The organism is Stenotrophomonas sp. STEN029, from assembly GCF_056760015.1.
Genome location: NZ_JBRREC010000042.1, coordinates 1 through 19,426 on the forward strand (window position 1 = coordinate 1; position 19,426 = coordinate 19,426).

17 protein-coding genes and 1 tRNA gene are annotated in these 19,426 nt (G+C 64.4%); 8 read left to right on the top strand and 10 right to left on the bottom strand.

The window, feature by feature from the left end:
• Positions 1-289 precede the first annotated feature (289 nt).
• The 4 genes from ACVOLI_RS10820 to serS form a co-directional block, all read right to left on the bottom strand.
• Entirely contained in the window at positions 290-1,828 is a 1,539-nt protein-coding gene (locus ACVOLI_RS10820) for a sensor domain-containing diguanylate cyclase (RefSeq protein ID WP_481614421.1), read from the bottom strand.
• Between the two features lie 227 nt (positions 1,829-2,055).
• A tRNA-Ser gene (locus ACVOLI_RS10825) sits at positions 2,056-2,145 on the bottom strand.
• A gap of 67 nt (positions 2,146-2,212) precedes the next feature.
• A complete protein-coding gene (locus ACVOLI_RS10830) occupies positions 2,213-3,205 on the bottom strand; it encodes a LysR family transcriptional regulator (RefSeq protein ID WP_282267030.1) in 993 nt (330 codons plus the stop codon).
• Positions 3,206-3,758: 553 nt separating this feature from the next.
• Positions 3,759-5,036 (bottom strand): serine--tRNA ligase, encoded by a 1,278-nt coding sequence (gene serS, locus ACVOLI_RS10835; RefSeq protein WP_282267032.1) that lies wholly within the window; start codon positions 5,034-5,036, stop codon positions 3,759-3,761.
• A gap of 113 nt (positions 5,037-5,149) precedes the next feature.
• Here serS and ACVOLI_RS10840 point away from each other — a divergent pair, with 113 nt between their 5' ends.
• Both ACVOLI_RS10840 and ACVOLI_RS10845 read left to right on the top strand, forming a co-directional pair.
• Positions 5,150-5,800 (top strand): energy transducer TonB, encoded by a 651-nt coding sequence (locus ACVOLI_RS10840; RefSeq protein WP_481614422.1) that lies wholly within the window; start codon positions 5,150-5,152, stop codon positions 5,798-5,800.
• Positions 5,801-5,902: 102 nt separating this feature from the next.
• Positions 5,903-6,403: an energy transducer TonB gene (locus tag ACVOLI_RS10845; protein WP_481614423.1), complete on the top strand. Its 501-nt coding sequence runs from the start codon at positions 5,903-5,905 to the stop codon at positions 6,401-6,403.
• Here the strand turns inward: ACVOLI_RS10845 and aroA are convergent.
• The 4 genes from aroA to ACVOLI_RS10865 all read right to left on the bottom strand — a co-directional run bounded on the left by aroA (position 6,387) and on the right by ACVOLI_RS10865 (position 11,192).
• The gene (aroA, locus tag ACVOLI_RS10850; protein ID WP_481614424.1) at positions 6,387-7,700 is read right to left on the bottom strand and encodes a 3-phosphoshikimate 1-carboxyvinyltransferase; all 1,314 of its coding nucleotides are present in this window, start codon (positions 7,698-7,700) and stop codon (positions 6,387-6,389) included. The genes ACVOLI_RS10845 and aroA overlap by 17 nt on opposite strands.
• Before the next feature lie 176 nt (positions 7,701-7,876).
• Complete coding sequence (pheA, locus tag ACVOLI_RS10855; protein ID WP_481614425.1) at positions 7,877-9,103, bottom strand: prephenate dehydratase; 1,227 nt, start codon at positions 9,101-9,103, stop codon at positions 7,877-7,879.
• Between the two features lie 50 nt (positions 9,104-9,153).
• Positions 9,154-10,239, bottom strand: coding sequence for a 3-phosphoserine/phosphohydroxythreonine transaminase (serC, locus tag ACVOLI_RS10860; protein WP_481614426.1), 1,086 nt, complete (start codon positions 10,237-10,239; stop codon positions 9,154-9,156).
• A gap of 140 nt (positions 10,240-10,379) precedes the next feature.
• Entirely contained in the window at positions 10,380-11,192 is an 813-nt protein-coding gene (locus ACVOLI_RS10865; protein ID WP_481614427.1) for an FHA domain-containing protein, read from the bottom strand.
• Positions 11,193-11,311: 119 nt separating this feature from the next.
• Between ACVOLI_RS10865 and ACVOLI_RS10870 the strand changes: the two genes are divergently transcribed.
• The 4 genes from ACVOLI_RS10870 to ACVOLI_RS10885 all read left to right on the top strand — a co-directional run bounded on the left by ACVOLI_RS10870 (position 11,312) and on the right by ACVOLI_RS10885 (position 14,289).
• Positions 11,312-11,587 (top strand): polyhydroxyalkanoic acid system family protein, encoded by a 276-nt coding sequence (locus tag ACVOLI_RS10870; protein WP_282267046.1) that lies wholly within the window; start codon positions 11,312-11,314, stop codon positions 11,585-11,587.
• Positions 11,588-11,666: 79 nt separating this feature from the next.
• Positions 11,667-12,131, top strand: a complete 465-nt coding sequence (locus ACVOLI_RS10875) for a phasin family protein (protein ID WP_282267047.1) — start codon at positions 11,667-11,669, stop codon at positions 12,129-12,131.
• Between the two features lie 221 nt (positions 12,132-12,352).
• Positions 12,353-13,171, top strand: a complete 819-nt coding sequence (locus ACVOLI_RS10880; protein ID WP_481614428.1) for a YggS family pyridoxal phosphate-dependent enzyme — start codon at positions 12,353-12,355, stop codon at positions 13,169-13,171.
• Positions 13,172-13,266: 95 nt separating this feature from the next.
• Positions 13,267-14,289: a restriction endonuclease gene (locus ACVOLI_RS10885; protein WP_481614429.1), complete on the top strand. Its 1,023-nt coding sequence runs from the start codon at positions 13,267-13,269 to the stop codon at positions 14,287-14,289.
• 74 nt (positions 14,290-14,363) lie between these two features.
• Here the strand turns inward: ACVOLI_RS10885 and hutC are convergent, their stop codons facing one another.
• Both hutC and ACVOLI_RS10895 read right to left on the bottom strand, forming a co-directional pair.
• Positions 14,364-15,092, bottom strand: a complete 729-nt coding sequence (hutC, locus tag ACVOLI_RS10890; RefSeq protein ID WP_481614430.1) for a histidine utilization repressor — start codon at positions 15,090-15,092, stop codon at positions 14,364-14,366.
• Positions 15,093-15,134: 42 nt separating this feature from the next.
• Entirely contained in the window at positions 15,135-16,457 is a 1,323-nt protein-coding gene (locus ACVOLI_RS10895) for a formimidoylglutamate deiminase (protein WP_481614443.1), read from the bottom strand.
• A gap of 108 nt (positions 16,458-16,565) precedes the next feature.
• Between ACVOLI_RS10895 and hutI the strand changes: the two genes are divergently transcribed.
• Both hutI and hutH read left to right on the top strand, forming a co-directional pair.
• Positions 16,566-17,771, top strand: coding sequence for an imidazolonepropionase (gene hutI / locus ACVOLI_RS10900; protein WP_481614431.1), 1,206 nt, complete (start codon positions 16,566-16,568; stop codon positions 17,769-17,771).
• A gap of 51 nt (positions 17,772-17,822) precedes the next feature.
• A complete protein-coding gene (gene hutH, locus ACVOLI_RS10905) occupies positions 17,823-19,370 on the top strand; it encodes a histidine ammonia-lyase (protein WP_481614432.1) in 1,548 nt (515 codons plus the stop codon).
• The last annotated feature ends 56 nt before the right edge of the window (positions 19,371-19,426 follow it).

Sequence of the window (19,426 nt, forward strand, 5' to 3'; positions counted from 1 at the left end):
AGGGAACACGGGGATGGAAGCGGCGCAAGGGTAGCGCAGATGACCGCGGCCTGCTGCTTCACGGTCTGAGCAGCAGGGGTTTGCCTGTGGGAGCGGCGTTAGCCGCGAAGCTGACGTTGCCTGGCCCCAGGCAACTGCGTCGTCTGATGAACAGCGTGCTTCGCGGCTTACGCCGCTCCCACAAACAAAGCCGCCCAGCATTGCTGCTGGACGGCTCGAGTAATTTCGATGAACCGCATCGAGGCCAATACCCGGCCTCGCTGCATCTCTGGAACAGGCAATCTTGGTGCTATGAGGTCGTGGCACTCTCACGCTGCTGCATCGAAACCCGGTTCCTGCCACCGCGTTTGGATGCATACAGCATTTCATCCGCTGCCTTCAGCACGGCTTCGATCTCGAAACTGCTCTGCGGCCAGTTGGCCACGCCCAGCGAAATCGTGATCGCGCCGACCTTGGCGATCTTCATCTCCGCCACCGCCACACGCAGACGCTCGGCCACCTGCGCCGCTGTTGCCGAGGTGGTGGAAGGCAGCAGGATCAGGAACTCCTCGCCGCCAACACGCAGCGGAACGTCATAGGCGCGACAGGCCTCGCGCATGCGCTGCGCAAGCTGCTGCAGGACCGCGTCACCAACATCATGGCCGTAGCCGTCGTTGATCCGCTTGAAGTGATCGATGTCGATCGAGATCACCGAGAACGTATTGCCCTGGCTCTCGAAGTTCGCCAGTGCTTCCTCCAGGCGACGGCGGTTGCCCAGCTTGGTCAACGGATCGGTGGTGGTGTCTTCACGCAGCTTGCTGAAGCTCTTGTGGATGGCATCCACCCCGACCAGCAAAGCCTTCTTGAGCTCGCGCGACTCGAAATACCACGACTTCACCGAGCCAATGTCCTTGGCCGAGGACGGATCTTCCATGTTGCGCGCCCCATCGGCCAACAAGCGCAATGGACGCGAAATCAGCCGCGCGCTCCACAGGACCAGGATCAAGGTCAGAATCGTTGCTGGCAGCGCCCGGTACAAAGTGCTCTGCATCAGCTGGGTCAGGGGTGCGAGCGTGACCGCCTCGGGGCGCTGGGCGACGATGCCCCAGCCGGTCGAAGCGACCGGCGCGTAGCCAGCCAGCATCTTCACGCCTTGTGAATTGACCGCATGCCCTTTGCCGGCCTCGCCCGAGGCAACGCGGTCGACCACGGTGTTTTTCTCCACGAAATCACCGATCCGGTCCGGATTCGGGTGATAGATGATGCGCTTCTGCTTGTCGACCACGAACAGGTAGGACCCATCCACGTAGAAGTGCTGCCCGAGCAGGCGGTCAAGGATGTTTTCCTTCTGCAGGTAGATCGCACCACCGATCGCACCAAGATAGCGGCCGGACGGCGAAACTATCGGGTGATTGATGAAGACGATGAAATTGCCGGTCGCGGACTGGTACGGCGCGCTGATCAACGGCCGCTTCTCACGCAGGGCAGTCTTCACCGCCTCGCTGCTGAGTACCCGCCCCTGCAATCCCAAGGTTTCGGGAGAGGTCGCAAGCACCTTGCCGCCGGCGTCGAAGATGGTGATGGAATTGAAGCTCTTGCTCATCATGCGCAGGCGCGCGGCTTCTTCCCCCAGCTGGGAGACATCGTCCATTTTCATCGCGAGCAGCTGCGCCGTGTAGGCCAGTTGCAGCTGGGACGCCTGCAGGAAGTCCTCGGTGCTCTTGGCCAGCTTGTTCGCGTAGGCGTAGTTACCGTCCAGCGTCGTGTCCACCAGCTGCTGCCGCTGCACGGTGTAGCCTGCATAGAAGGTGTTGGCGAACGGCACCAGTGCTCCGATCAGGGTGAGCACCAAAATAAGTTTTCGTAAATCCATGGATCCCAACGCGGACGCTTGAAGGTGTTGCCGCGACGAACCCACGCATGCCCGGGCGCGCAGCTCCCCCAAGCTGTGTTCATTTTACCAGCGGAACTGTCTGGTTTGACCGAAACCGGTGTCATTCCGCTGCGAGCAGCTGGCCAGGTGACCTGCCGTCACCCACAAAAAAGCCGCTGGTGTCAGCGGCTTCTCTGGATATCTGGCGGGCAAAGTGGGATTCGAACCCACGGAAGGTTTGACCCTTCGCCGGTTTTCAAGACCGGTGCCTTAAACCGCTCGGCCATCTGCCCGTAACGTAGTGCTTCCCCGGATAACGCTCCGGGGCGCGCATTCTCGCATGCCTGCGGGGTTTTTTGTTCAACCAGCTTCGATTGCCAGCGAACCGGCCATCGACGCGCGGATCTTTTCCTTGGCCCGCTCGCAGGCACCGCCACAGTGCAGGCGCGAAGCCTCCAGTTCGGTCGGCAGGTGCTCGGCCAGGAAGTCGATGAACACCCGCACCGCCGGCAACAGCCCGCGCCGCGAGGCGAACACTGCATGGCAGATGCCCTGCGGCAGCGACCAGTCCGGCAACACCACTTCCAGCTCGCCGTTGCGCACGGCCTCGGCGCAGACAGTTTCCGGCAGCATGGTGATGCCAAAACCATCCTTGACCATGGCCTGCAACAGCGGGAAATCGAAGCCGGCCACGCGCGGCTGAAGCTCGACCCGGCGCACTTCACCACCCGGCCCGTGCAGCTCCCAGCGCTGGCGCGCCTCGTCTTCGCTGATGCTCAGGGTCACGTGGTTGCCCAGGTCTTCCGGCGATGCCGGTCGCCCTGCCCGATCCAGATATGCCGGGCTGGCAACCAACAGTTCCTGCACCTGGCCGAAGCTGCGCATCACCAGGCTGCCGTCGTCATCCAGGCGCGAACGCACGCGCAGGGCGACGTCGTAGCCTTCATTGATGATGTCGACGCGGCGATTGCTGATGTTCAACTGCAGCCGCACCTTCGGATACTGCTCGAGGAACTTGGGCAGCAGCTTGGGCAACTGCATCTGCGCCAGCGACACCGGCACGCTGGCACGTACCAGTCCGCGCGGCTCGGCGCTCAGCCTGTCCACGACCTCGCGTGCAGCCTGTGCTTCGGCCAGCATGGTCTGCGCATGCCGATGCACGCTCATGCCGACATCGGTGACCGCGAAGCGCCGCGTGGAACGCTGCAGCAGGCGCACACCAAGATCGGTCTCAAGCTGGCTGATGCGCCGGCTGAGACGTGACTTCGGAATGCCCAGCGCCCGCTCGGCGGCAGCAAAACCGCCATGGTCGACCACCATGGCGAAGTAATAGAGGTCGTTGAGGTCCTGCATGGATTGAGCCCATCATTGGAACGAACAGGTAAATTTAATCACCTTTGTCCTGTATTTACAAATCAGACCCCAAACAGTCCTGATTGGAGGTTCAGGGTGTCGGTTGCCAAACGCTGTCGACGTCCATTCATTTTTGAAGGCCAAAGCGTCCGGGGGCGGCACGCTGTTGTAGGAGCGGCGTCAGCCGCGAAGCTGGCGATCCTTGTGGTCGACGGTTTTCGTGCAATTTCTGCGCTGCTGGCTTCGCGGCTGATGCCGCTCCTACAAGGCGCTACAGCTTTGCAGCGTTGGGGGTAGCGATTGAAGCGCCATCGAGCAGGCTTCTGCCGAGCATGGCTCGGCACTACCAGTGCTTGGCTGCCCGCTTTTGTGGGAGCGGCGTGAGCCGCGAAGCCCGGAATCCTTGCGATTGCGGGCTTTTCTGCAATTCCAGCTGATCTAGCTTCGCGGTTTACACCGCTCCCACAAGGATCAGGAGCCTTGTGGGCACGGGCACCGATGCGTTATCGGGCAGGCCGTTGCCGAGCATGGCTCGGCACTACTCAGCCTGCGCTCAGGCGATGCGTTCAGCGCCACCCATGTACGGACGCAGCACTTCAGGGATGGTGATCGAGCCATCGGCATTCTGGTAGTTCTCCATCACCGCGATCATCGCCCGGCCTACGGCCACGCCCGAGCCATTGAGGGTGTGCAGCAACTCTGGCTTGCCAGCGGGATTGCGCCAGCGCGCCTGCATGCGGCGCGCCTGGAAATCACCACAGTTCGAGCACGAGGAGATCTCCCGGTAGGTCTGCTGCGACGGCAGCCAGACTTCCAGATCGTAGGTCTTGATCGCCGAGAAGCCCATGTCGCCGGTGCACAGCAGCACCTTGCGGTACGGCAGGCCCAGCTTCTGCAGCACCGCTTCGGCGCAGCCGGTCATGCGCTGATGCTCGGCTTCGCTGTCTTCGGCGGCGCAGACGCTGACCAGCTCCACCTTCTCGAACTGGTGCTGGCGGATCATGCCGCGCACGTCGCGACCGCCGCTGCCAGCTTCGGAACGGAAGCACATCGAATGCGCGGTCATGCGCAGCGGCAGACGCTCGGCGTCGATGATCTCGTCGCGGACGATATTGGTCAGCGGCACTTCCGAGGTCGGGATCAGGTAGCGGGTGGATTCACCCAGCGCAGTCTTGAACAGGTCTTCCTCGAACTTGGGCAGCTGGCCGGTGCCGCGCAGCGAGTCGGCGTTCACCAACACCGGAACATTGGTTTCTTCGTAGCCATGCTCGTTGCTGTGCAGGTTCAGCATGAACTGACCCAGCGCACGGTGCAGGCGGGCGATTGAGCCGCGCAGCACGGTGAAACGCGCACCGGACAGCTTGGCGGCGGTTTCCGCGTCCAGGCCGTTGTTGCGGGCGCCCAGCTCTACATGGTCAAGCACCGGGAAATCGAACTCGCGCGGGGTACCCCAGCGCAGCTGCTCGACGTTCTCGCTCTCGTCCTTGCCGGCCGGCACATCGGCGGCGGGCAGGTTCGGGATACCCATCGACAGGGTCTCGATCTGCTCGCGCAGCACGTCAAGCTGCGCCTCGGAGCTCTTCAGCTCATCAGCGAACGCGGCCACTTCGGCCATGATCGCCGACACATCCTCGCCCTTGGCCTTGGCATGGCCGATCGACTTGGAGCGGCTGTTGCGCAGGCTCTGCAGCTCCTGGGTCCGCACCTGGATGCGCTTGCGGTCAGCCTCCAACGATTCGAAGGCGGCCACATCCAGCACGTAGCCGCGCGTACTGCGCAGGCGTTCGGCAAGTTCGGCGGGCTGCTGGCGAAGAAGGGCTGGATCAAGCATGGCTGGGCACTGTGTACGGGTGTGAGCCATAGATTATCGCGCGAACTGCGCCTGTCTGCCGCGTGATTCACCTTTCCTGTGCAAGAATCGGCCTGATCCACACGGTCAAGACCATGTCCGCCCCAAGCTCCCGCTCCGACCAGAACTTCACGTTTCACCTGCCCCGCAGCAGTTTGAAGATCGCCGGTATCGCCTTTGGCGTAGGCATATTGCTATTCCTGGTGGTCTGGCTCAATGCCCGCCGCCAGAACGAGTTCTACCGCGCCGATCCGGCTCAGCCGCAGGCCAACAGTGCGGTACTGGCGCCCCTGCCGGCGCCATTACCTGCCGGTGCCGGTGCCAGCGACATGCCCGATGCGCGTCCGGAGGCCGTGGAAGAAACCCCGGAACTGGTGGAAACCGCGCCTGCCCCGCCGCCGCAACCCATCGCCGAGACGGCACCGGTTGAGACCCCGCCCACAGCGCCAGTCGCTGCAGCGGCTCCCAGCGACCAGCCGGTGCCACTGCCTGACCAGAGCCCTGCCCCGGAATACCCTGCAGCGGCGTTGCGCCGTGGCGAAAGCGGCACGGTGATCGTGCGCGTGGATGTCGATGCCAGCGGCGCGCCGCTGGACGTGCGGGTAATCCAGCGCAGTGGCTCGCGCGAGCTGGATCGTGCCGCGCAGGAAGCCGTTCGCAACTGGCGTTTCCAGCCAGCGCAAAGCAATGGCCAGCCCATGCAGGGCAGCCTGGAAATCCCGTTCGACTTCAAACCGGCGCCTTAAGCTGAACCCCGGCTCCCCAACGGGGCCGGTTCATGCCAAAAGTCATTCGCCGTTTGGGAGTGCAGGACCAGACTTGCTGCGTAGACGTTACGCAGAGCCCCCATGTCGATGTCCAGCATCCCGCACCAGCACAGCGCAAGCCATGATCCAGCAGCAGCACGCCCGCACGGCGTTGCTGTAGCTTGGCTGTGGGGCCTGTTGGCGGTGGCGGTACTGGGTATTTTCAGCTTGGTGGGCTACCGCAGCCTGCAGACACCAACAGAAACCGGCCCGGTGTCGATCACCACGGCCGATACCACCACGGTGGTCAGCATTGCCGGCAATCGCGATGCCGAGCCACTGCCCAGCAATCCAACGCCGGACTACCCTGCCGCCGCGCTCAATGCCGGGCTCGAAGGCGACGTGATCGTGCGCCTGCAGATAGATGCCAACGGCCGGGTCAGCCAAGCGATGGTTGTCGGACACGAGGGCGGCGTGGATCCAGCGCTGGATCAGGCCGCCATCCAGGCGCTGCAGCACTGGCGCTTCCAGCCCGCGATGCGGGATGGTCGCGCCATCAACAGCGTGGTGCAGGTACCCGTCGAGTTCAGGACCGGACGCTGAGCCCGAAACCGGCGCCGCTGGCCAGGCTATCAAAGCCCGGGAACGAGGTCGCCACGTTGGCGACATCATTGATGCGCACTTCACCGGTGCTGAGCTGACCGGCAATGGCAAAGGCCATCGAAATGCGGTGATCGCCGTGGCTCTCGATGGTGCCGCTGCCCAGCGGACCACCGAAAATGGTCGCACCATCCTCAGTTTCGTCCACGCGCAGGCCCAGGTCACGCAGGCCGGTGGCCATCGCCGCAAGACGATCGGATTCCTTCACCCGCAGTTCGGCCGCACCGCGCACCACGGTCTGGCCTTCGGCGGCAGCGGCAGCCACGAACAAGGCCGGGAACTCGTCGATCATGTCCGGTACCAGCGCCTCCGGAATCTCAGCGCCCTTGAGCTGGGCATAGCGCACAACCAGATCTGCGACCTGCTCGCCACCGTGCTCGGCATGGTTCTCCTCGGTGATGTCCGCGCCCATCAAACGCAGCGCAGCCAGCAGGCCGGTGCGACGCGGATTCAAGCCGACCGAACACAGTCGCACTTCCGACCCGGGAATGACGCTGGCCGCAACAATGAAGAACGCCGAGGACGAGAAGTCCGCCGGCACTGAAATGTCGGTCGCGCGCAGGCGCTGGCCGCCACGCAGGCGCGCCTTGCCCGGCGCGAACTCGATCTCCACGCCGAATGCGCGCAGCATGCGCTCGGTGTAATCGCGGGTTGGATGCGGCTCGACCACTGATGTCTCGCCTTGCGCATACAGGCCAGCCAGCAGCACCGCCGACTTGACCTGCGCACTGGCCACCGGCAATTCGTAATCGATGCCGTGCAGTGTCTGGCCACCATGGATATGCAGCGGCGGCGTTCCATCGTCCTGGGTATCGATGCGTGCGCCCATCTGCGCCAGCGGCCCGGTCACCCGGCGCATCGGCCGCTTGGACAGCGACGCGTCACCAACCAATGTGGTGTCGAACGGCTGTGCGGCCAGCAGGCCTGCCAGCAGGCGCATGCCGGTGCCCGCATTGCCGCAGTCCAACTCACCGTGCGGGGCTTTCAAGCCATCCACGCCCACGCCATGAACGATCCGCTGCGACGCCGACGGCGTTTCAAAACGCACGCCCATCTGCTCGAAGATATGGGCGGTGGCGCGGGTGTCCTCGCCTTCCAGGAAACCATCGATATGCGATACGCCATCGGCCAACGCGGCGAACATCACCGAACGGTGCGACACCGACTTGTCACCGGGAATGGCGAGCGTGCCCTGCAGGGCGGAACCTTTGCGTGCAATCCAGTAGGGCTGGGAACTCATGCGGTCTCTCTAGTATTCAGTGCGCCAAGGCGCGTCAGCAAACCCTTCTCCCTCCGGGAGAAGGTGCCCGAAGGGCGGATGAGGGTGCGGGAGCACATGGCTGCAGCGAATTGAAGAATGTCGGCAACCCTGCCCTCACCCCAACCCCTCTCCCGCGGGGAGAGGGGCTTTGGAACTCAGGGCACGGCGACCGGGTAGGAGCCGAGCACCTTGATCTGCGCCGAATGCGACTTGAGCTCGGCCAGCGCGGCCTGCATCGATGCGTCTTCGATATGGCCGGCCAGGTCGATGAAGAAGCCGTACTCCCACTTGGCCTGGTGCGACGGCCGCGATTCGATGCGGTTCATGCTGATGCCATGGCGCGCGAACGGGCTGAGTACGTCGAACAGCGCGCCCGGCTTGTCGTGGATGAAGACCAGCACCGAGGTACGGTCATGGCCCGACGACGGGAACAGCTGGCGGCCGATCACCAGGAAGCGCGTGGTGTTGTCGGCGTCGTTCTGGATCGGCTTGGTCACCACCTTCTTCAAGCCATACACATGCCCTGCACTCTCGCCGCCGATGGCCGCCGCGTCTTCCGCATTGCGGGCGCGTCGGGCACCTTCGGAGTTGCTGGACACCGGCACTTTTTCGGTCTTGGGCAGGTTGGCACGCAGCCATGCCGAGGTCTGCATGAAGGCCTGCGGATGCGCGTAGATGCGCTCGATGTCCTCGATGCGGCCAGTGCGCGAGAGCAGGTACTGCTGCACGCGTAGTTCGACTTCGCCACAGATCTTGAGGTTGGAGGTCAGGAACATGTCCAGGGTGATCTGGATCGTGCCCTGCCCGGAATTCTCCACCGGCACCACGCCGAAATCGGCGTTGCCGTTTTCCACTTCCTGGAAGATTTCTTCGATATTGGCCAGCGGCAAACCCAGCGCCGAGCGGCCAAAGTGCTTGTGCGCGGCCTGCTGGGTGAACGAGCCTTCCGGGCCGAGGTAGCCGATCTTCAGCGGCTCCTGCTGGGCCAGACAGGCCGACATGATTTCGCGATAGACGTGCACCAGCACTTCGTCACTGAGCGGGCCCTCGTTGCGGTCCACTACCATGCGCAGCACCTGTGCTTCGCGCTCCGGGCGGTAGTAGTCAACGGCTGCCGCCAGCTTGCCCTTGGCCTTTCCGACCTGATGGGCGAAGTTGGCCCGCTCGGCGATCAAGGCCTGGATGCTGCGATCGATCTGGTCGATCTTGGCGCGCACATCCGACAGTACCGGCTTGGCGACGGCCAGGGTCTCGGTGACCGCTTTCTTGCTGGCGGCGGTCTTCTTAACCGCAGCAGGCTTGCTCGCGGCTTTCTTGGCGGCAGGTTTGGCTGCGGTGGCCGGCTTGGCCTTGCTGGCGGTCTTGCTTGGCTTGGTCGCCATGGAATCGTCTACCTGTTACTGGCCGGCGCAGTGCGCACGGCGGGATTGGTTCAACCGTTGCGCTGCTGGAAGTCACGCATGAATGCTGCCAGCGCCTGCGCGCCTTCCAGCGGCATCGCGTTGTACAGCGAGGCACGAATGCCACCGACCGCCTTATGCCCCTTCAGCGCCAGCAGGCCGGCCGCCTTGGACTCGCTGACGAAACGCGCATTGAGCTCGTCGCTGGGCAGGAAGAACGGGATGTTCATCCGCGAACGCACAGCCGCGGCCACGTCGTTGCGGTAGAAGCCGCCGGAGCCATCAATGGCGTCATACACCGCCGAGGACTTTGCCAGACTGAGCCTGGCGAAGGCATCAACACCGCCTTGGGCCAGCATCCACTTGAACATCAGCCCAGCCAGGTACCAGTTCCAGGTCGGCGGCGTGTTCAACATCGAATCGCGGGCGACATGCGAGCGGTAATCGAAGATATCGGCACGCGGCTGGCCGGCGCGTTCCAGCAGGTCGCGGCGGATGATGACCACGGCAATGCCCACCGGGCCAAGGTTCTTCTGCGCGCCGGCATAGATCACGCCATAACGCGACACATCAATCGGCTCGGAGGCGATCGACGAACTGAAGTCGGCGATCAGCGGCACGTTGCCCACATCGGGTACGTCGCGGAACTCGATGCCGTGGATGGTTTCGTTGGCGGTGATATGCACATAAGCAGCATCGTCCGACAGCTGCCACTGCGAGCGCGCCGGGATATCCCGATAGCCACTGGCCTCACCGCTGGCGGCGATGTTGACGTCGACATAGGGCTGGGCCTGCTTGACCGCGGTCTTGCCCCAGTGGCCACTGACCACGTAGTCCACGCGTTGGCCCGGGCTGGCGAAATTCAGCGGCAGCAGTGCCTGCTGGGTGGTGGCACCGCCACCGAGGAACAGCACCGCATAATCGTCGGGAATACCGATCAGGCGGCGCAGATCAGCCTCGGCCTCGGCCGCCACGGCCATGAAATCGGCGCTGCGGTGGCTGATCTCGACAATGGACGCACCTACGCCATTCCATTCCAACATCTCCGCCTGCGCCTGACGCAGGACCGATTCCGGCAATGTCGCAGGGCCGGCACTGAAATTGAATGCGCGCGTCATGTCACACCTGTTGAGCAGAACCCCTAGTATGCCGCAGCGCAACAGCCTTGGGCCATCCGGAAAAGGTTGCATCTGCACCCATTCCGGGCCGCTGTTTCAGCGCGGCCCATGCGGCGGGACAACGCCACCGGAACCGGTGCTCAGCGTGCCCCGAACAGCAACAAGGCGCTGATCGCCGCACCCAGCAGCAAGGCACTGAGCAGCAGCCACGGCCAACGCCGCGGCAGCCTGGGCTTGGCCGGTGCCAGCGTCGATGGCTTGAGCGCGACCGGCTCGTCATCCTCCTCCAGCGGGAACGCCACACTGGCCGAGGCCGGGCCCAGCGGGACTTCCAGCACAAAGCGGTGGTTGCCCTCGAACACCACCTGGTCGCCGGCCTGTAGCCAGCAATGGCGGGTGATCACGCCATTGACCAGGCTGCCGTCGGCCGAGCCCAGATCGCGCAGCAGAACCTTGTCACCGTGCCGCTCGAAACGGGCATGACGCGCGGCGAAGGCCGGGTCGTCGATGAGAATGTCGCTGGCCGGATCACTGCCGATGACGCGCGGCGTGTCCAGGGTAAAGCTGCGGCCGTGATGGCGGCCACCTACCCCGCGCAACAGCACCCGCAGGTCGTCGCCAGCATCAGTCGGGGCTTCAGGGGGATGCGCCACCTGCTCGCAGTCGCCACGCAGCAGCATTTCCGCGCCGTCGGCATATACCGAATCGCCTGCGCGCAGCAGCGCCATGCGCCGCACCGGACGGCCGTTGACATGGATGCCGCGGCCGCCATTGGCAACCTGCAACCAGACCCCGCGCTGATCGGTACAGAACTGCGCCAACAGCAATGGGCCAACACTGCCGTCGCCCAACCGGACTTGACCCGAGGCGTGGCGCACAATGCGCTGGACACCCGGCATCAATGACTGATCCGGCTGCTGACGATTACTGAAATGGACTTGCAGAGTGCGCACCGGCAGCAGACTAGCAGGTCATCCGGTCATGCAGAAGGTGTACGCAAGGCTTGGACTACGCCGCGCCGGTCCGCACAATGGCGCATCTTTCTTACAAACAGCAGTCCAGGCCATACGCCATGTCCACCATTGATATCCAGCACGCCCATTCCCTGTCCGATGACAAGGCCCGCACCGCCATCGCCGAAGTCGCGGAAAAACTGCAGGAGCGCTTCGACGTGGCCACCCGCTGGGACGGCCCAGTGCTGCACTTCAACCGTTCCGGTGTGGACGGTGCCATCGAGCTGCTGCCGGGCGCGGTGCGGGTCAAGGCCGAGCTGGGCTTCCTGCTGTCGGCAATGAAAGGCATGGTGGAGTCCGAAATTCAACGCGTGCTGACCGACAAGCTGGGCTGAGCGGGTACCGTCACACAACTCGACCCGCCAAGCCGTTACGGTGTAGCTGAACTCTTCAACCCCGCACAGGAGCATCGTCATGACCACCTACGAGCAACGCCCGGAAGACGAGGACGACACCACTGGCGCGCAAGGCCAGGCCGAGCGCTTGACCAGGAAGGTGACCGAGTCGGCCCAGCAGGTCTGGCTGGCAGGCCTGGGCGCGCTGTCGCGTGCGCAGGCCGAGGGCAGCAAACTGTTCGACACCCTGGTCAAGGAAGGCCAGGACAGCGAAGCCCGTTCCCGCGAGCAGTCTCGCAAAGGCGAAAGCCTGCGCGATACCGTGGAGAACACCCTGGGCCAGGCCCGCGAGCGCGCCGCCGGCACCTGGGACAAGGTCGAAAAGTCGTTTGAAGACCAGGTCCACAACGTGCTGCGACGCATGGACATCCCCTCGCGCTCGGACATCGAGGCGCTGAACGACCGCCTGGACGCCCTCAACCGCCGCCTTACCCGGGCCGAGAGCCGCGCCGCGCACGACGGGCAGCACGCTGAAGATCAATGATGTTGCAAAGCAGCATTGGTTGAGCAAGAATCAATCACCCGCCAGCAGTACCGCGCCGTAAGTCTCCCTCCCCTCACGGCATCGGATGGCGGGTTTTTCTTGCCTGCGATTTGTCCAAGTGGCCGAATTCCGGGTTTCCAGCCTGCCTGCAAGCGATAATCCGCTGTTCACCGCGCCGCTCACGCAGCAACAGAGGGCGGCCGCAAACGCTGGAGACACGCATGCACACCCCGCACCCTGCCCCTGATTCGGGCACCCAGACCCGGCACGCCCTGCACGGCCACTACCCACGTGCCGAGACCGCGGATGACTTCCGCCGAAATCTGGCGCTGGTCCGCGAGCGCATCGATGCGGCCTGTCAACGTGTCGGCCGCGATCCGGCCGGCGTGCGACTGCTGCCGGTCAGCAAGACCATCGACGAAGCCCATATCCGCCTGGCCTATCAGGCCGGTTGCCGCGTGCTGGGCGAGAACAAGGTGCAGGAGGCCCACCACAAGTGGGAGGCCATGCAGGACCTGGGCGACCTGCGCTGGTCGGTGATCGGCCACCTGCAGACCAACAAGGCCAAGCTGGTAGCGCGCTTCGCCGACGAATTCCAGGCCCTGGACAGCCTGCGTCTGGCCGAAACCCTTGAACGTCGGCTGCAGGCCGAAGGCCGCTCGCTGGACGTGTTCGTGCAGGTGAACAGCTCCAACGAGGCCAGCAAGTACGGGCTGGCACCCGAAGCGGTCGCCGGTTTCCTGCAGGCCCTGCCGCGCTCTGGCGCGTTGCGGGTCCGTGGCCTGATGACCCTGGCCCTGTTCTCCGCCGAGCCGGCGCAGGTCCGGGCCTGCTTCGTTCGTCTGCGTGAGCTGCGCGATCAGCTGCGCCAGCACGCACCTGCCCACATCGGGCTGGATGAGCTGTCGATGGGCATGTCGGGGGACTTCGAGATCGCCATCGAGGAAGGTGCCAGCGTGGTCCGGGTCGGTCAGGCCATCTTTGGCGCGCGGGCGCTACCCGACAGCCATTATTGGCCGGCGACAACGCCTGCGGATTAATTCACGGGCGCAGTTCAAAAAGGCGAAGTCAGCCTGCTCTTACGGTCGTCAGGGAAGATAGACTGGGCGCCATCTATAGGCTTTCAGGTATGTCGATGTTTTCGTGGATTCTGGCCCTGTTGCTTGCGTTGCTCTTGTGGGGCCTGGCTTCTGCATACCTCTGGTTGGTCGCCCGCCGTCAAACCGAGCGCCAGCATGGCCTGGCGGCATTGGCTGGCATGCGCTGGCGCGAGTTTTCCCGCATCGTGCACCAGGCCATGGCCGAGCAGCGCGACCTGCACCCGCTGACCGACGACGATGAAAACGACCGCGGCACCAGCAGCGATTTCCTGCTGCAGCGCGGCGGCCAGCGCTGGCTGGTGTCGTGCAAGCACGGCCGCGCCTACCGCTTCGATGCGACTGCCATCCATGAGCTTGCCTCGGCCATCAGCCTGACCGGCGCCGCTGGCGGCCTGCTGATCACCGAAGGCCACGTTGAGCGCGACGGCCTGGCCGAGGCGGAAAAGCACTCGATCGAAATCATCGATGCGCGTCAGTTGTGGGAGCTGCTCAAGCCCTATATGCCCACCGAAGCGCACGAAACGGTCACCGGCATCGCCCGCCGCGAAGCGGTCCGCCACACAGGCATTGCCGGATTGGCGGCAGCGACCCTCGGCCTGCTGGCCGGCATGGGCTACATGACCATGCAAGGAGATTCCCCAGCAGCCGCACCGATCGACACGACACCGCAGGTTGTCGCCGAACCAACTGCCGAACCGGCAGCTCCAGCTCCAGCTGCAGCCGAGCCTGCCGCTGAGCCCAGCAAAGCCAAGCCTGCCGCCGCCGCAGCGAGCGCCCCCCACCCGGGCGACCTTGTGCAGGACCCGGACGCCGCCACCTTGCTGCGCTACCAGCAATCCGTTTCAAAAGCCCTGGCCGGCACTTCCGGCGTGGTCAGCGGCATCTGGTTGACCCGCTCCACCCTGTCGGTGGAACGCAGTGGCGATGACGCCCAGGTGTGGCCGCTGATCTGCCAGCAGCTGCAGCGCTACCCGGCGCTGCGCACTACCCGCGTGCAGCTCAACCCGCGCCCCGGCGTGGATGAGCCAGTGCGCTGGCGGCAGTGCAGCACCATCTGAGAGTCAGCAGCTTCCAGCCAGGCCATCGGCTCGGCTGGAGATTGAATCGGACGGATTGAATCAGACGCGCAGAATCAGCGGGCGCCCGGTGCGAAGCGGGCAATCAAGTCGTAGGCATCGCCCAGGAACATCTGCCGCACCCAGGTGATGGGCAGTTCGCCACGCCAGGTCTGGCGGTCGATGACCAGGCAAGCCGTGCCCACCGCAACCTTCAGCAACGCAGCCTCCTCGGCGGTCGCGGCCACCGCGCTGATGCGATGCTGGCCGCGCGTCCATGACACGTTCTGCAGCAGCCAGCTGCCCGGCGCATGGATGGAGAAATCCACCTTCAAGGTTTCCGGCACCGCTTCAGGATTGATCAACCGGCGCTCCAACGCCAGCGGCTTACCGTCGGCCAGGTGCAGGCAGCGCATCGCCAGCAACTTGCCGTCACCTACCAGTTGCAGCTCTTCGGCCGAGGTTTCCCTGGCCTTGCGGTGCGCGCGTTCCAGCAACTGGAAACCGTATTCGTGGCCGCGGTCGGTGACCGCCACCTCGATGTCGGGGATTTCCAGCGCCACCTGCTCCAGGTGCGGCGGCTGCCGTGCAACGAAGGAACCTGCGCGACGGCGGCGTTCGATCATGCCGCTCTCGGCCAGCGCGGTGAGGACCTTGTTCACCGTCATCCGCGAGCAACCGTACTGTTCCATCAACTCGTGTTCGAACGGAATACGGAAGCCAGGCTCCCATTCGCCGCTGAGGATGCGGCCTTCGATGTCACTGCGGATGCGGTGATTGAGGGTGGGAGCTTTCTTGCCCTTCACTCGGGTTTCCTGAAAGAGACGGTGTCTGGCCGATAACCGACCTTAGCCCAGTATCCGCGCAAGCGCGGCACGGTAACGCGCGCTGATCGCATCGCGGTTCACGTGGCGGCCATCGCGGACCAAGGCCCGACCGTTGCGCCAGACGCTGCGAAGGGCGCCATTACGTGCGGCGAACAGCCAGCTGTCAAGCAAGGCGTCACCGCTGCGATTGAGCAGGGCCGGATGCCGGGCATCCAGTTCCAGCAGATCAGCAGCAGCGCCCACGCTCAACCCCGCCTGTACACCCAACGCCTGTGCGCCACCCTCCCCTGCCTGCTGGTAAAGCCAGCGGCCACTGGACAGATCGCCCGGCGAAAGTACATTTCGGCCTCGTAGCTGCAGGCGCTGGCCGTACTCGAGCAGACGCAGTTCCTCGGCTGCATCGATGAGTACATTGGAATCGGAACCGACGCCGAAACGACCGCCGGTCCGCACGAACTCGCGCATCGGGAACAGGCCGTCGCCAAGATTCGCCTCGGTGATCGGGCACAGTCCTACCACCGCCCCACTGTCCGCCATCAACTGCACTTCCCTGTCGTTGACGTGGGTAGCGTGCACCAGGCACCAGCGCGCATCGACAGCTGCATTTGCATACAGCCATTCGACCGGTCGCTGGCCGCTCCAGGCCAGGCAGGCATCGACTTCGCGGGTCTGCTCGGCGATATGGATATGGATCGGGCCCGGTGCCAATGCAACCAACGCCTGCAATTCTTCCGGTGTGCTGGCACGCAGGCTGTGTGGGGCCAGCCCCAGCACCGCATCGGGCGTGTCTGCCAGGGCGCGTTTGCAGCCTTCAAGCAGGTCCGCAAAACCATCGATGTCGTGCAGGAAGCGCCGCTGCGCCGGGGTTGGCGCGGCTCCGCCAAAGTCGCTGTGCGCGTAGAACACCGGCAGCAGGGTCAGGCCCAGACCTGTTTCATCCGCCGCCGCCGCAACCCGTACCGACATTTCTGCATGGTCGGCGTAACGGCTGCCGTTTTCGGTGTGGTGCAGATAGTGGAACTCGCCGACGCGGGTGAAGCCGCTTTCCAGCATCTCCATGTAGGCCTGCGCGGCAATGGCCTGGAAGGTCTCCGGGTCCAGGCGGTCCAGGAAGCGGTACATCAGCTCGCGCCAGCTCCAGAAGCTGTCGCCCGAGCGCCCACCAACCTCGGTAAGCCCGGCCATCGCCCGCTGGAAGGCATGACTGTGCAGGTTACCCAGGCCCGGCACCACCACGTCCAGACGCTGCGACTGGCCGTCCCAGGCTTCGCCGGCAACCACCGCGGTGATGCGACCGGCAACGCTGTCGATGCGTACATCCTGCGCCCAGCCCTGCGGCAGCATGGCGTGGGCGGCGTGGAAACGAACCGTTGGGGCTGGCTTGATCGTTGTCACTGGACACTCTCCGATGGTCGCCGTTATTGTATATACAAATAGGCACGGAGAGGGACAATGCGCTGCGACACGCTATGGCACAACGCCAACCTGATGACCCTGGACGACGCCTCAGGCGGACTGGGCAGCATCCGCGACGGTGTTGTCGCCGCCCGCGATGGCCGCATCCTGCATGTCGGGCCAGCAGCAGATGCACCTGCATTTGAAGCCGATAACCGCGTCGACTGCAATGGCCGCTGGATCAGCCCCGGCCTGATCGACTGCCACACCCACCTGGTCTATGCCGGCAACCGCGCAGGCGAGTTCGAGCAACGCCTGCAGGGCGTGACCTACGCACAGATTGCCAAGGCCGGTGGCGGCATCGTTTCCACCGTCAGCGCGACCCGCAACGCCGATGACGCGGCCTTGATCGAGGCCAGCCTGCCCCGCCTGGATGCGATGCTGGCCGAAGGCATCACCACCATCGAGATCAAATCCGGCTACGGCCTGACCCTGGCCGACGAACGCAAACAGCTGCGCGTTGCGCGCGAACTGGGCGTGCTGCGCAAGGTGGAGATCGCGCCGACCTTTCTTGGTGCACATGCCGTGCCGCCAGGCTATGAGGCTCAGGCTTACATCAACGAAGTCTGCGCGGTGATGATTCCGGCAATCGCCGCGGAGGGGCTGGCCGATGCCGTCGACATTTTCTGCGAGAACATCGCCTTTTCGCCTGCGCAGGCGCAGCAGGTTTTCGGCGCCGCCAAACAGCATGGGCTGGCAATCAAGATCCACGCAGAACAGCTGTCCAACCAGCACGGTGCGGAATTGGCCGCACACAATGGCGCACTGTCCGCGGACCACATCGAACACCTGGATGAAGCAGGGATTGCTGCGATGCGCGCCTCGGGCACGGTCGCCGTGCTGCTCCCCGGCGCCTACTACTTCACCCGCGAGACCGTGTTGCCCCCCATCCAGGGGCTGCGTGATGCAGGCGTGCCGATGGCGCTGGCCACCGACAGCAACCCGGGCACCTCGCCGCTGACCAGTCCGCTGCTGGCGATGAACATGGGCGCCACCTTGTTCCGCATGACCGTAACCGAGTGCATCGCCGGCTTCACCCGCGAAGCCGCGCGTGCCCTTGGCCGCGGCAACCGCATCGGCAAGCTGATGAACGGCATGGACTGCGATCTGGCCATCTGGAACATCGAGGCACCCGCCGACCTGGTCTACCGGATCGGCTTCAACCCCTTGCATGCCCGCGTCTGGCGCGGGCAAACCGTTTGAACGTCCCCCGCTTCAATCTCGCACTTTGAACCTCGCACTGCTGGAGCACGCATGAGCACTACCTTGACCCTCCTCCCCGGCCACGTTCCGTTGGCGCAATGGCGGCAGATCTATCGCGGCGCCAACGTGCGCCTGGATGAATCCGCCCAAGCCGCGGTACTGCGCAGCGCACAGGTGGTGGATGCCATCGTCGCCAAGGGCGAGCCGGTCTATGGCATCAATACCGGCTTCGGCAAGCTGGCCAGTGTCCGCATCGAGCGCGAGGACCTGGAAACCCTGCAGCGCAATATCGTGTTGTCGCATGCCGCCGGTGTAGGCGAGCCGATGCCGGTCGATGTCGTGCGACTGATGATGGCGCTGAAGTTGACCAGTCTCGCGCAAGGCGCATCGGGCATTCGCCCGCAGACCTTGGCGCTGCTGGAAGCAATGTTGCAGAAGGATGTGGTGCCGGTGGTGCCCTGCCAGGGCTCGGTTGGCGCCTCCGGCGACCTGGCACCGCTGTCGCATCTGGCCAGCGTGATGATTGGTGTTGGTGAAGCATTTGTCGGCGGCGTGCGGATGTCCGCCGAAGCTGCCTTCGCGCAGGCCGGTCTGCAGCCGTTGGTGCTGGGCGCGAAGGAAGGCCTGGCGCTGCTCAATGGCACCCAGTACTCGACCGCTTATGCACTGGCCGGTCTGTTCGAGATCGAAGTGGTTTTCCAGGCCGCACTGGTTACCGGTGCGCTGTCGGTGGAAGCCGCCAAGGGCTCGGATACCCCGTTTGACCCACGGATCCACAGCATTCGTGGCCAGCGCGGACAGATCGCCACCGCCGCGGTGCTGCGCGAGTTGATGCAGGGCTCGGCAATCCGCGAATCGCATCGCGACAATGACGTGCGCGTGCAGGACCCTTACTGCCTGCGCTGCCAGCCGCAGGTGATGGGCGCCGCATTGGACGTGATCCGCCAGGCCGCCACCACCCTGGAAATCGAGGCGAATGGCGTCTCCGACAACCCGCTGGTGTTCACCGACACCGGTGAAGCACTGAGCGGCGGCAACTTCCACGCCGAGCCGGTGGCATTCGCAGCGGACATGCTGGCGATGGCGGTCTGCGAGATCGGCTCGATCAGCGAGCGCCGCACTGCCATGCTGGTGGACCCGGCGCTGTCCGGCCTGCCGGCCTTCCTGACCCCGAAGCCGGGCCTGAACTCCGGCTTCATGATCCCGCAGGTCACCGCGGCAGCACTGGTGTCGGAGAACAAGCAGCGCGCCTATCCGGCCAGCGTCGACTCGATCCCGACCTCGGCCAACCAGGAAGATCATGTGTCGATGGCTGCGCATGGCGCACGTCGACTTATCGCTATGGCTGAGAACGCTGCCAATGTCATTGGTATCGAACTGCTTGCTGCAGGCCAGGGCTGTGATTTCCATGCGCCGCTGCGTTCGAGTTCGGCGCTGGAACAGGTGCGTTCTACCCTGCGTGCGCAGGTGCCTACCCTGGTGGACGACCGTTACTTCCACCCGGACATGGTTGCTGCGACTGCATTGGTACGCGCGGGCGCGTTGACGGCTGGCCTGGGTGTGCAGTTGCCGGGTGTTGATGTGACTGACAAGGCCTGATCGAAGCGTATGCAGAGCTGCCGGCTAGCGTTGGAGCTTCACCGCGAAGAGCGCCC